Raw genomic sequence first — 13,788 nt, 5'->3', positions numbered from 1 at the left:
CGCAAAATCGCCGACAATGTCGCCTCGACACGCCGCCGCACGGCTGACGAGCCCGGCCGGCCCGCGCGGGTGCGCGGCCGCTTCGCACCACCATGAGACTCAAGGCAAAGATCTTCCTTCTGGCCATCGTGCCGTTCCTGCTCGCGATTGCCGGCATCGGCTTCGGCGTGCGCCAGCAGGCGACGTCCCTCGCGCGCACGCAGCACGCGACGATCCAGGCCGCGTACCTGTCGAGCAAGGAAGTCGAGCTGAAGCACTACGTCGAGCTCGCGACGAGCGCGATCATGCCGCTCTACGACGCGAGCGGCCGCAACGCGCGCGACGACGCGCTGCTGCGCATGCAGGCACTCGCGATGCTGCAGAAGATGGATTTCGGCCCGGACGGCTATTTCTTCGTGTACGACCTGCACGGCAATTCGCTGATGCATCCGCGCGAGCCCGAGCGCGTCGGCCACAACTACTGGTCGATGCGCGACCCGCAGGGCGCGCTGACGATCCAGAAGCTGATCGGCACGGCGTCGAGCGGCGGCGGCTACGTGCGCTACGCGTGGCAGCGGCCGTCGACGGGCCGCGTCGCGCCGAAGCTCGGCTACGTCGTCGCGCTCGAACGCTGGGGCTGGATGGTCGGCACCGGCATCTATCTCGACGACGTCGACACCGCGCTGCAGCGCATCGACGCGCGCGCGTCCGCGAACATCGAGCGCACGATGAGCTGGCTCACCGCGATCGCGCTCACGGGCGCGGCGGCGATCGTCGTGTGCGCGCTGGTGCTGAACGTCAGCGAGTCGCGCAGTGCCGACGCGAAGCTCAAGCTGCTCGCGCAGCGCGTCGTCGAATCGCAGGAGCAGGAGCGGGCGCGGCTGTCGCGCGAGCTGCATGACGGGATCAGCCAGATGATGGTGTCCGCAAAGCTGATGCTCGAATCCGCGCTCGCACGCTTCGAACGCGGCTCGGCGCGCATGCCCGAGGCCGAGCAGGCGCTGACATCGGGCGTCGTGCGGCTCGGCGACACGCTGCGCGAAGTGCGGCGCATCTCGCATGCGCTGCGTCCCGCGATGCTCGACGATCTCGGCCTCGCGGCGGCACTCGAGCAGCTGGTGCGCGAACTCGGCGCCGAAAGCGGCATCGACATCGGCTATACGCAGGTCGCGCACAGCGGCGCCCGGCCGCTGCCCGCGGCGGTCAACACCGCGCTGTTCCGGATCGCGCAGGAAGCGCTCAGCAACATCGTGCATCATGCGCAGGCGTCGCGCGCGGCCGTCACGCTCGACGTCGGCGCGCAATCCGTCACGCTGACCATCGCCGACAACGGCTGCGGCTTCGACGCCGAACGCTCGCAGGCCGACGCGCGCCGCGGCATCGGCCTGCGCAACATGCGCGAGCGCCTCGACGCGCTCGGCGGCATGCTGACGATCACGTCGCAGGTCGGCCACACGATCGTCGCCGCGCGCGTGCCGCTGCCGGGCACCGCGTAACGACGCCCCCATCACAGGAGACCTTTCGCCCATGAGCGCCCCCGACACCGCCCGACCCGTCGCCCGACTGCTGCTCGTCGACGATCACCCGCTCGTGCGCGACGGCTTGCGGATGCGGCTCGAAGCGGCCGACCTGTCCGTGGTCGGCGAAGCCGGCAACGCCGACGAAGCGCTCGCGCTCGCCGCGTCGCTCGAACCCGATCTCGCGCTGATGGACGTCGGCATGAACGGGATGAACGGCATCACGCTCGCGGGCGTGTTCCACGAACGCTTTCCGGGCATCCGCGTGCTGATGCTGTCGATGCACGACAACATCGAATACGTGACGCAGGCCGTGCGCGCCGGCGCGAGCGGCTACCTGCTGAAGGATTCGCCCGCGAGCGAGATCGTGCGCGCGATCGGCGCGGTGCTGGCCGGCCAGACGTTCTTCAGCGAAGGGCTCGCCGCGCGGATGATCCACGCGCGCGCGATCGCATCGCCGCTCGACCGGCTCACGCCGCGCGAACGCGACATCCTCGATGCGCTGGCGGAAGGACTGTCGAGCAAGCAAATCGCGCAACAGACGGGGCTGTCGGTACGCACGGTCGAGACGCACCGGCTCAATTTGAAGCGCAAGCTCGAGATCGAAGGGCAGGCCGAGCTGATCAAGTTCGCCGTGGAGCATCGGCGAAGGTAGGCACACCCGACGCGGCGATCCGCTGCGAAAGGCTCGACCTGCCGGTACGCCACATCATTCCGGCTGTGAAGACGTCACGCACGCCGCCGCGCGTCCCGGTTGCTTCTCCGATTCACGCCGCACCACCAGCATCGCCACAATCGAAATACTGAGGATTCCAGAGCACAAAACCGCAATCGAAAACCCGTGCGCCATTGCATCCCGATACGCACCGAGCAATTCCGGCCGGCCGGCAGCGAACACATGCTCCATCACCGCTTGCCGCGCGAGCGTATCCGCCTGTGCGCTACCCGTCGCCTGCATCGCGGCCGTCATCCGGTGCAGCGCACCGATGCTCATCATGCTGCCGAGCACCGCGATACCCATGCTCATCCCGGTCTGACGCAACGCGTTCATCGTCGCCGACGCCATACCCGCGCGTTCAGCCGGCGCCAGTTCCATCACGGTCATGCCGGTCGCGGGCACCGCGAGCCCCATGCCGACCCCGAGCACCGCCAGCGCGACACCGACCGGCACATACGGCGTGCCCGCACCGAAGCCGGCCATGACCGCGAGCATCGCGCCGATCAAACCGTACCCGGCCACCATCAGCGCGTGCAACGGAATGCGCGCCGCGATGCGCCCGAACAGCATCGACGTGATCGCCGTCATCACGAACTGCGGCATCAGTTGCCAGCCGGCCTCAGCCGGCGTGCGCCCCAGCGCCTGCTGCAAGAACAGCGACAGGAAGAACAGGCTGCTGTACCCCGAGAACCCGAGCACGAACGACGCGAGATTGGCGCGCACCAGCCGCCGGTCGCGAAACAGCCAGACCGGCAGCAGCGGCCGCTCGACACGCGTCTCGACACGCACGAACACGAAGAACGCCACCGCGGCACCCACCAGCGGCGCGAGCACCTTCATGTGCGACGCGCCGGCTTCGCCGATGCCGATCAGCCCGTACGTGAGCAACCCGAGCCAGACCACGCTCAGCACCTGGCCGAGCGGATCGAACGCCGCATGCTGCGGATGCCGGCGCTCCGGAATGCCCCATGCGCCGAGCAGCACGGTCACGATGCCGATCGGCACGTTGACGAGGAAGATGTTCTGCCATCCGCCGTGCTCTACGAGCAGGCCGCCCACCAGCGGCCCGAGGATCAACGCGAGCGCGCTGAATGCCGACCATCCGCCGATCGCGCGGGCGCGCTCGCGCGCGTCGGGAAACGCATGCGTGAGGATCGGCATCGCGCCCGGTATCAGCAACGCACCGGCAAGCCCCTGGATCGCACGCCCGATCAGCAGCGGCTCGATGCTGCCCGCGCATGCGCAGACCACCGACCCGGCGGTGAACAGGATCACGCTGACGAGCCATACGCGCTTGTGCCCGTAGCGATCGCCGAGCGGCCCGGCCGACAGCATGAACGCGGACAGCGCGAGCGCATACGCGTTGACGACCCACTGGAGGCCGCCGATATCGGTATCGAGCGCCGTCTGCAGCGTCGGCAATGCGACGTTGACGATGCTGATGTCGAGCGTGGCGAGAAAAGTGCCGAGACAGGCGGCCAGGACGAGTGCGGCGCGACGGTAGCGAGGCATGGCGGACGGCCCTTCACGGGCACGATGATGAGAATGATTCTCATCATATATATCGACTGACCGTCGGTCAATGGATTGCGTTGGCCGCGAACGGGGTGCTGGCCTAAACTGCGGGCTTTGCACGAACGGGCGTCGAGCCGCGCGATGACGGACAGGACAAAGGCAGGGACCACGACAGTGAAAGACGACGCGCCGGCGGGCAAGCTGCCGCGCACGAAGCCGGCGGAAGTGCGCCTCGAGGAACTGATGGCGGCGGCCGAGACGCTGTTCCTCGCGCAGGGTGTGGAAGCGACGACCATCAGCGAGATCGTCGAGCACGCGCAGGTCGCGAAAGGCACGTTCTATCACTACTTCGAATCGAAGTCCGACATGCTCGCCGCGCTCGCGCAGCGCTACACGTCGTCGTTCCTCGACCGGCTGCAGCACGCGGTGGACGCGTGCGACGCCGACGACTGGCTCGCGCGCCTGCGCGCGTGGATCCGCGCCAGCATCGAAACCTATGCGGCGACCTACCGCACGCATGACATCGTCTACGCGAACCACCATCACCACGATCGCGCGAATGCCGACAAGAACGCGATCCTCGAGCAGCTCGGCGCGATTCTCGACGGCGGCGCACGGGCCGGCACCTGGCGGCTCGCGCATCCGCAGGTCACCGCGCTGCTGATCTATGCGGGCGTGCACGGCGCAACCGATCACATCATCGCGGCGCCGGAAACGGATCGTGCCGCGTTCGTCGACGCGGTGGTCGACGATTGCCTGCGGATGCTCGGCATCGGCGCGTGACGCGCACCCGGCGCACAGCCATGAAAAAGGGCGCCCGAGGGCGCCCTTCATGCATCCGAAATCCGAACCGCGCAGCGGCCGTCAGTTCGTCCGCGAATTGTGCTTCTGCAGATACGCGATCAGCCCGTCGATCCCGCCCGACGCGAGCTGGCTCTTGAACTGCCCCTGGTAGACCTGGATCAGCCACGCACCCGACATGTCGATGTCGTAGATCTTCCAGTCGTTGCCGACCTTGCCGAGACGATAGCCGACCGACTGGCTGTCGCCCGGCGTGGTGACCGTCGACTGTACGAGCGCATCGGCGCCCGACGCGCCACCGGCCTTGAACGAGAACTTCGCGTCCTGGCTGCCGAGCTGCGCGAGCGACGCGGCGTAGGTGCGCGTCATCAGCAGCTTGAACTGCTTGTACAGCTCCTGCTGCTGTTGCGGCGTGGCCTGCTTCCATGCGTCGCCGACCGCGATGCGGGTCGTGCGCTCGAAGTTGGTCGCGGGCAGGAAGCGCTGCTCGACGACTTGCGTGACTTTCGCCATGTCACCGCCGCGTGCGGACGGATCGGCCTTCATTGCGGTAACGGTGCCCTCGACCGCATTGCGGACGATATCGACGGGCGCGCTCTGCGCGAAAGCGGAAACCGACACGGCGGCCGCCGCGACGAAAGCAAACAGATGACGTTTCATACGAATATCGCTCGATGAGAAGAAACGACCGGTTCATTGCACCGGCCGACGAAGCAAAGTATACCGGGCCTGACGCCTCGGTGTGCCGCCGTGACCGTCTGTTACCTTTCAGCTTCGATTGTCACAGGCCCGCAGCGGCGCGACAAAGCAGCGCGGCGCCGATTATGTAAATATCCCCTTACAAACCAGCCGGCGAACGGTACCGATTCCTTCGTCGCGAACAAATCTCCTTCCCGCCCAGAAACCCCCAACGTCACGACCGCCGCCACGCTGCGCCGGTATACTTGGCTACTTTGCCCTTGCCAGCCGCTCCCCACCGCCACATGGTGACATCTCTCATCGTCCGACTCGTTGCATGGTCGGTGCGACGCCCCGTCTGGGTCGTCGTCCTGTCGCTCGTCATCGCCGCGCTCAGCGGCGTCTATGTCGCGCAGCATTTCAAGATCAACACCGACATCAGCAAGCTCGTCGATGCGGAACCGCAATGGGCCGCGCTCGGCGAGGCCATCGACAAGGCGTTCCCGCAACGCAACGGCACGATCCTCGCGGTCGTCGAAGCGCCTGCACCCGAATTCGCGAATGCCGCCGCGCATGCCCTGACCGAAGCACTGCAGAAGGACGCCGAAGCCGGCCGCATCGGCCAGGTCGCCGAGCCCGGCGGCGGTCCGTTCTTCGAGCACAACGGGCTGCTGTTCCTGTCGCCGCAGGAGGTCACCGATACCACCTCGCAGCTCGCGAGCGCCCGCCCGCTCGTCAATGAACTCGCGAAGAACCCGAGCCTGACCGGGCTCGCGACCACGCTGTCCACGACGCTCGGCCAACCGCTCCTGACCGGCCAGGTGAAACTGTCCGGAATGGCGAAGCTGCTCGCACGCAGCGCCGCGACGGTCGACGACGTGCTGGCCGGCAAGCCGGCGGCGTTCTCGTGGCGCGCGCTGGTCGACAACGATGCCGCGCGGCAGCCCGCGCGCGCGTTCGTCACCGTGCAGCCCGTGGTCAACTTCGGCGCGCTGAAGGCCGGCGCGGAAACCAGCCAGGTGATCCGCGACGCAGCCCGCTCGCTCGACCTCGGGAAGCGCTACGGCGCCGCGGTGCGCCTGACCGGCGAACAGCCGCTCGCCGACGACGAATTCGCGTCGGTCGAGGATGGCGCGGCGCTCAACGGCGTCTTCACGCTGCTCGCCGTGCTCGTCATCTTGTGGCTCGCGCTGCGCTCGAAGCGGATGATCGGCTCGGTGCTCGTCACGCTGTTCGTCGGCCTCGTCGTGACCGCCGCGCTCGGCCTCGCGATGGTCGGCTCGCTGAACATGATCTCGGTCGCGTTCATGGTGCTGTTCGTCGGCCTCGGCGTCGACTTCTCGATCCAGTACGGCGTGAAGTACCGCGAGGAGCGCTTCCGCGATCCGCGCATCGATCACGCGCTGATCGGCGCCGCGCACTCGATGGGCATGCCGCTCGCGCTGGCCACCACGGCGGTCGCGGCGAGCTTCTTCTCGTTCATTCCCACCGCGTATCGCGGCGTGTCCGAGCTCGGCCTGATCGCAGGCGTCGGGATGTTCGTCGCGCTGCTCACCACGCTCACGCTGCTGCCCGCGCTGTTGCGCCTGTTCGCGCCGCCGGGCGAATCGAAGACGCCCGGCTTCCCGTGGCTCGCGCCGGTCGACGATTACCTCGATCGCCATCGCAAGCCGATCCTGATCGGCACGCTCGTGGTCGTGGTCGGTGCGCTGCCGCTGCTCGCGTTCCTGCGCTTCGACTTCAACCCGCTGAACCTGAAGGATCCGAACAGCGAATCGATGGCGACGCTGCTCGCGCTGAAGGATTCGCCGGAAGCGGCCGTCAACGACGTCACGCTGCTCGCGCCGTCGCTCGCGGAAGCCGACGCGGCCGCGAAGCGCCTCGACGCGCTGCCCGAAGTCGGGCGCACGACCACGCTGTCGACCTTCATCCCCGCCGACCAGCCGGCCAAGCGCGCGGCGATCGCCGCGGCCGCGAGCGACCTGCTGCCCGCGCTGACGCAGCCGGCCGCGCCGCCCGCGACCGACGCACAGCGCGTCGCCGCGCTCAAGCGCGTGTCGGATCTGCTGAGCTACGCGGCCGAAGATCACCCGGGCCCGGGTGCGGCCGCCGCGCAGCACCTGTCCGCGTCGCTCGCGAAGCTCGCCGCCGCGGACGCCGCGACGCGCGACCGCGCCGAGCGTGCGTTCTCCGACACGCTGCGTATCGCGCTCAATCAGCTCGCTTCGCTGCTGCAGCCGCAGGACATCACGCGCGAATCGCTGCCGCCGCAACTCGTGCGCGACTGGATCGCGCCGGACGGCCATGCGCTCGTGCAGATTTCGCCGAAGGTGCCGAAGGGCGTCGACCCGAACGACGACACGATGCTGCGCCGCTTCGCGAAGACCGTGAAGGCCGCCGAGCCGGGCACGACCGGCGGGCCGATCTCGATCCTGCATTCGGCCGACACGATCATCAACGCGTTCCTGCATGCGGCACTGTGGTCGATCATCTCGATCACGATCCTGCTGTGGGTCACGCTGCGCCGCTTCGGCGACGTGCTGCGCACGCTGGTGCCGCTGCTCGTGTCGGGCGTCGTCACGCTCGAGCTGTGCGTCGTGCTCGGCATGCCGCTCAACTTCGCGAACATCATCGCGCTGCCGCTGATGCTCGGCGTCGGCGTCGCGTTCAAGGTGTATTTCGTGATGGCGTGGCGCGCGGGGCAAACCGGGCTGCTGCACTCGAGCCTCACGCATGCCGTCCTGTTCAGCGCCGCGACGACGGCGACCGCATTCGGCAGCCTGTGGCTGTCGCACCACCCGGGCACGTCGAGCATGGGCAAGCTGCTCGCGCTCGCCCTGACCTGCACGCTGATCGGCGCCGTGGTGTTCCAGCCCGTCCTGATGGGCAAACCGCGCGTCAAACGCGCCAAGAACCAATCGCAAGGAATCAATGAATAAGGTGCGAATCATTGCGGCGACCGTTGCCGCCAGCGCAGTGCTGACCGGCTGCGCGACGGGACCGAACCGCAACCCCAACGACCCGCTCGAGCCGATGAACCGGGCGATGTACACGTTCAACGACACCGTCGACACGAACATCGCCCAGCCGATCGCGAAGGGGTACCAGAAGGTCACGCCGACGCCCGTGCGCACCGCGATCAGCAACTTCTTCTCGAACCTCGGCGATCTCGGCAACATCGCGAACAACCTGCTGCAGCTCCGCATCACCGATGCCACCGAGGATCTGATGCGCGTGGCGATGAACTCGGTGTTCGGCGTCGCCGGCCTGATCGACATCGCGACGCCGGCCGGGCTGCCGAAGCATCACCAGGACTTCGGCCTGACGATGGCGCGCTGGGGCGTGCCGTCGGGCCCGTATCTCGTGCTGCCCGTGTTCGGGCCGAGCACGATCCGCGACGGCGTCGGCCGCGCGGTGGACGTGCGCTTCAACCTGCTCAACTACATCGAGCCGGCCGCGCGCAACCCGATGTATATCGCGCAGTTCATCAGCGCGCGTTCGGACCTGCTCGGCGCCACCGACCTGCTGAAGCAGGCCGCGCTCGATCCGTATTCGTTCGTGCGCGACGCGTACCTGCAACAGCGCAAGTCGCTGACGTATCGCAGCCAGTCGTCGGCCACGCTGCCGACTTACAACGAACCGGGTGAATCGGGCGCCGTGCCGGCCACGACGCCGGCCGTGCCGGGGTTGCCGAACTACGAGGATCCGGGCGACTCGGGCGGCGCTTCGGGCACCACGCCGAACAACGCGCCGGCCGCGCCGGGGCTGCCGCAGTACGACGATCCGGGCGCGGACAACGCGATGCCCGCGAGCGCGCCTGCTGCGGCTTCGGCCGCTGCGCCGGCTGCGGCATCGGCGACGCCTGCGAGCAGTCCGGCCGCGCAGTAACGTCGGCCGCCCCAAATCCACTCTCTCAAAATCCGCTCTTGCGAACTACCGGCAACGCGCCCCGGGGCAACCCCGGCGGCGGGCCACTATCCGGCAGGTTAAGCACCACCATCGCGCTCGGACACCGGAACGTCTTCAGCACATCGCTTGTCCGCGGGTTCGCAACACTTCCCGCGCTCGCGATATCGAGTGCTGCTTCTCGACCGTCAAAAAGGTCATGCCGAACGGGATCGTGTATGTCGGCGCGGGAAATCCGGTTGCAGGAAAACTGAGCGGCGGTGGAAGAGCAGAGGCGTCGCATGAGTTGTGTGCGGCGCTTCCTGATCGTTATGGCAAGACGATATGCTTTATCCAGAACGGCGCCAAATAACCGATACATGTTCCGCTCAATACTGCGAGCAAATAACCTTCTGCGCCAGACTCCGGCATCAAGGCCACAAGCAAACTCCCTGCGACCGAACAGGAAATTTGCCAGAGAGTCGGATACCGAAATGCGCTCGGTTCCAGTTCCGGTACTGCTATGGCACCGAACAAGGCACCCATGACGCCAAGAACAGTAATTGTGGCCATCGAATACCCCACTGATATTCCTCCAAACCCAACAAATGCAACAGAGGAAACACCAACAATGGCAGCAATCGTTTTGATATGAGTGACTTTTCACCGGATCATCGATTACCTTTGGCTTGCCAACGACGCTGTTGTTGAAGCCATCGCAGCGCGCTCCCCTTTCTGAACGACCGGAATCGAATCGCGCGGCAACCCCACCGGAGGGCCGCTATCCGGCAGATTGAACATAGGCATCGTGCTCGGACACCGGAACGTCTTCAGCACATCGCTTGTCAGCGGATTCGCGACACTTCCCGCGCTCGTAATGTCGAGTGCTGCTTCTCGACCGTCAAAACTGAACGCGACTCGCGTGCGGCCCGGTGTGGCCGCCTCGACCACACGCCCTTTCCGGAGCAACCGCATCAGCGCCCACGGCCCATCCGTTGCGATCGTCGACGTGTCCGGTCGAATATGCGGGCTCACTGTGATCTGTGCATGGACACCACCACGCGGTCCCGGCCATTTAACCGTGAAAGGAGCGACCGGGCCATGTCGATAGAGCATCGTCTGTCCGTCGATGTCGAGCGACAGGCTCATGATTGTCGGGTCGAGTTCAGGGATTCGGATGTCAGCCTTCCAGCTCGGTTTCTTGCGATCAGGATCGTTGAAGAAAATGTCGCGGATCGCCTTCGCATGCTCGAATGGTTCGAGGTCCGGCCCCTGCACGGGTTCGGTCGCGCCCGGCAGCGTCCGGTAGCGCCACGGCTTCGCGGCCGTGTCGACGAACGGTGCAAGTGTTTTCGTGAAGAAGTCATCGATCACGCCACCCTGCACAAACACCCGAGTGAAATCGTCAATGCTGACGTCGCGCTCGCTATCGGGCAAGAACGGGTAGTTGCCTTCGATCGTCATTCGACAGGTGTCCGCAACTACCGCCTGCATCTGGCGCGACAGTAGCTGGCCGATACCCTGATTCACGCCACGTGAACCGTCGACAGCGAGTTGACGCAAGACCGCCCGGAACGGCGAAGGCATCGTGTCAGCCGTCATCTTGAGCTTCGCAGCGTTCTCGCTCTCCAGCGGAATGCTGTTGTTCGACAGCGCGTTGTCGGAAATCGTGAGCGTTTTGTAGTAGTCGTTCAACAGATCGGTGACGCCATCCAGACCCGTTTTCTCCGCCGGGGGCTTGGACAACCGCGTATCCGACAGCGCATCGGCATGGCCCGTCACCACTTCACGCAGCGCCGCGAAATGGTTATCGACCAATTCGCGTTCAATGTGCTCCGACGCACGAGGCCCCAGTATCTTCTCGGCTTTTTGGTTGACCGCGTCAGTCGCCTTTTCCAGAAAGGAGCCATCCGATCTCGCCATCGGCTGCGTCAACGTCGTTTCATTGACCGCCGCCCGCGCAAGACGAGTCAGCGGTGAATCAGGTGCAGCGAAAGTCCGCAGCACCTTGAAGTTAAAGGCAAGACTCGTTCCGCTCACGACACGAATGTCGTCAAGAAACGCATCCCATTGTTGGGCATACTCGGTCAGGTACTGACGTCTGATCGCCATCGACAACGCGTCCCCATCTCGACTCGATACGTTCAGCGCGCCAGCCGAGTTTTCCGGGGAACCACCCAACGTCCGACGCCCCATTACCCAGGCATCATCGTCGCTTGCCCTCTGAAGGAACTCCGGCAAGCGTTTGTCGAACATCGAGCGATATCCCTCCAGCGTAAAGAGTCCTGGCACACCGCTGGACAACGGCGCCCCACTGGCTCGCGTAAACATCATGCCTGCCTGTGACCCAACCACGCGCAACAGCGAAAACTCGTCGGGCGCGTCTTTCAACATCGCCGCTTTCGCGCGCTGGTAAAGACGATCGGTTGGATTGCTGCCATCGAGAAATGCGCGCGCCTGCTGGATCAGTCCTTCGTTACGGGACAGTGGCGACTGCACGACATGTCCTTCAGAAAGCAGTCGCTGCACATGACCGATCATGGCAGCACGCCCACCGAACATCGCTGCACTGTCGTGACGTGCCCAATCCTCGAGCACCCACGTCTTGACGTCATTCGGGGCGAGCCTTGCCCTGTCATAGAGCATCAAGTACACGCGCAATGCATCGTAAGCGGATTTGGCATCACCACTCGCCACTGCACCTTTGATCACGTCCTCCATCCGGTGGACGATTTGCGGCAACACAACCTGCTCCGACAGGGACTCGTACACATGACGACTGCCGGATTCGATCATGTCGAGGCGGTCCGATCCGAAACGAAACGCGATATAGGGGTCGGTGACGAGACGTGTCGTGTCGCGCAACAGTTCGTTTGCACTGTCCAACACCATCGGCACACGCTCAGGACTAGAGGTAAGGTCGCCTCGTGCAAGCAAAGCAGCCAGTGAGCGTGCCTTTTGTCCCAGCGTAGCCAGGGATGTCCGTTCGGCAACGAAGCTATCCCAAAGATTCGCGCACAACCCCACGCCGATCAGCCACACGAGCGAGTGTCCCAACCACCGCTGCAATCGCGCACGATGCTCTCGATTCCGGTTCGGGCATGCGAGATGCCCCTCGCGGAATACGACCCCGAACAACAGATCGCGCAAGAAGTAGCTGGTTTCGCTGCGCGCTCGTCGCGCGGTATTCGACTGCGCACCGGATGCACCGATCATGCGTTGCAACAGCGTTTGACGTTCCGCGACGACCTGCTGGCCAGTCTGGCCCGCGCTCGTCAGGTAGACGCCTCGAAACATCGCATACGGTACCTCCAGCGCACCGTTGTCGTCCTTGGCGAACACTTGCCCGATCAGGTCAACCAACGGGTTCGTGAGTGCGGCAAACGCCTCTGGCAGCATCGCCAGACGGCGACGACGGGCGACATCGGTTTCATTGCGAAGCAGACCGCTCACACCGTCGGCAAGACGCGTGGTCAGCAAATTCAGTTCTGCTCTGATCGCCTCGTCCGTCCGTGCTACGAGGGCGGGCCGCAATGTCACGCCCCAAATCTGCGCACGCGCCTGCTCCCCGAGCGATGCGAAATAGTCGGTGAAGCCCGGAAGCCGGTCTATCTTCGTGACAATCAGCCAGACGGGAAATCCGGTTCCGAACTCGGCTTGCATCTCCTCGACTCGTGCCCGCAATGCGCGGCTCTCGGTTGCGCGCACGTTAAAATTCGCATGCATTAAGGCAGCGACATTGATCGTCAACAGCACGCCATTCAGCGGCAGGCGGGGCCGGATACGGCGAAGCAGTCGAAGAAATCCTTTCCACTCCGTGGCATCAGCCTGCTCGCGAAGATTGCTTATGTCGGTGGGCCGCTTGTTACGTTTCCCTTCATTCTGTGTATTCGACGACTCCACCGTCAGAGGGTAGCGCGACGTGCCGTGCTGGACATAGTGGCCCGCCGTATCAATCAGCACCGCCTCATTGGTCACCCGCCAACCCGGCAAAGCCCAAGCGTCATCGGGTGCGAGCGAATGCTGAAGCTGCGCATCGAGCGGAAAAGCCAGGCCCGCGTTAAGCAACGCCGAGGTCTTGCCCGAACCCTTCGAGCCCAGCACGGCATACCACGGCACATCGTAGAGATACGCTCGCCCTAGAAACAGCCGCGCCAGCCTATGGGTGCCTCCGCGCCGGGCTTTTAACTGCTTGATCGCTGTACGGGCCATGTCTTCGATCTCCGTCAAGCGCGATGCAGCCAACGGCCGAGCACCACGCTTACCGAGTCGAAGCAGACGCCTGAGCTGGCTCGGATGCCGGCGCATGCGCCACCACAATCGAACCGACATAGAGACGGCGTACACGATCACAACGCCGGCCATTGCCAGATTACGGACCATCGCGGACGCAAGCAGCGGTTTGCCAGCCAACGTCACGAGCGGAAAGGCATGCCAGATCGCGAGACAGAGCAGCGCGACGAGCACGCTGCTCGTCGACCAGTCAATCAGCCACAGGATCCATGCGGCGAGCACCAAGGCGATCAAAGTCAGCCGAATGCCTATCGATGCGAGTGGGTTCAGCCCACCGAAACTCACCATCGGCCCCGCAAACCAGATCACGGCAGCAGCAACGAACACCGTCACGACTGCCCATAGATGACGCGAACGTAGAAACGAGAGAATCTTCTTCATGTGTACCGTGAATGGCGCCCA

Annotated in this window: 9 protein-coding genes and 1 pseudogene; 5 read left to right on the top strand and 5 right to left on the bottom strand. The window is 65.1% G+C overall.

What is annotated here, in order from left to right; translation table 11 throughout:
* The first annotated feature begins 92 nt into the window (after positions 1-92).
* Positions 93-1,475: a cache domain-containing protein gene (locus tag LGN19_RS17890; protein ID WP_226216345.1), complete on the top strand. Its 1,383-nt coding sequence runs from the start codon at positions 93-95 to the stop codon at positions 1,473-1,475.
* Between the two features lie 31 nt (positions 1,476-1,506).
* Entirely contained in the window at positions 1,507-2,151 is a 645-nt protein-coding gene (locus LGN19_RS17885; protein WP_226216343.1) for a response regulator, read from the top strand.
* 54 nt (positions 2,152-2,205) lie between these two features.
* Here the strand turns inward: LGN19_RS17885 and LGN19_RS17880 are convergent, their stop codons facing one another.
* Positions 2,206-3,726, bottom strand: a complete 1,521-nt coding sequence (locus tag LGN19_RS17880) for an MFS transporter (protein WP_226216342.1) — start codon at positions 3,724-3,726, stop codon at positions 2,206-2,208.
* 144 nt (positions 3,727-3,870) lie between these two features.
* On the opposite strand from LGN19_RS17880, the gene LGN19_RS17875 reads away from it, so the two are divergent.
* On the top strand, positions 3,871-4,512 hold the full coding sequence (locus tag LGN19_RS17875) for a TetR/AcrR family transcriptional regulator (protein ID WP_226216340.1): 642 nt from the start codon (positions 3,871-3,873) through the stop codon (positions 4,510-4,512).
* A gap of 81 nt (positions 4,513-4,593) precedes the next feature.
* Here the strand turns inward: LGN19_RS17875 and LGN19_RS17870 are convergent, their stop codons facing one another.
* The gene (locus LGN19_RS17870; RefSeq protein WP_226216339.1) at positions 4,594-5,190 is read right to left on the bottom strand and encodes a phospholipid-binding protein MlaC; all 597 of its coding nucleotides are present in this window, start codon (positions 5,188-5,190) and stop codon (positions 4,594-4,596) included.
* Between the two features lie 323 nt (positions 5,191-5,513).
* Here LGN19_RS17870 and LGN19_RS17865 point away from each other — a divergent pair, with 323 nt between their 5' ends.
* Together LGN19_RS17865 and LGN19_RS17860 are read left to right on the top strand one after the other, a co-directional pair.
* A complete protein-coding gene (locus LGN19_RS17865) occupies positions 5,514-8,147 on the top strand; it encodes an MMPL family transporter (RefSeq protein WP_122948350.1) in 2,634 nt (877 codons plus the stop codon).
* A complete protein-coding gene (locus tag LGN19_RS17860; RefSeq protein WP_226216337.1) occupies positions 8,140-9,096 on the top strand; it encodes a VacJ family lipoprotein in 957 nt (318 codons plus the stop codon). The genes LGN19_RS17865 and LGN19_RS17860 overlap by 8 nt, the downstream gene beginning before the upstream one ends.
* 25 nt (positions 9,097-9,121) lie before the next feature.
* Here LGN19_RS17860 and LGN19_RS39945 read toward each other — a convergent pair.
* The 3 genes and pseudogenes from LGN19_RS39945 to tssM all read right to left on the bottom strand — a co-directional run.
* Positions 9,122-9,307 (bottom strand): annotated as a pseudogene (locus tag LGN19_RS39945) (hypothetical protein); the annotation flags it as partial.
* Positions 9,308-9,423: 116 nt separating this feature from the next.
* Positions 9,424-9,666, bottom strand: a complete 243-nt coding sequence (locus LGN19_RS17855) for a hypothetical protein (protein WP_226216335.1) — start codon at positions 9,664-9,666, stop codon at positions 9,424-9,426.
* 105 nt (positions 9,667-9,771) lie between these two features.
* Positions 9,772-13,767, bottom strand: a complete 3,996-nt coding sequence (gene tssM / locus LGN19_RS17850; protein ID WP_226216333.1) for a type VI secretion system membrane subunit TssM — start codon at positions 13,765-13,767, stop codon at positions 9,772-9,774.
* Positions 13,768-13,788: the final 21 nt, after the last annotated feature.

The organism is Burkholderia sp. AU30198 (assembly GCF_020419825.1).
Lineage (GTDB): Bacteria > Pseudomonadota > Gammaproteobacteria > Burkholderiales > Burkholderiaceae > Burkholderia.
The sequence above is the reverse complement of the archived record's forward strand: the minus strand, read 5'-3'. Positions and strand labels throughout refer to the sequence as shown.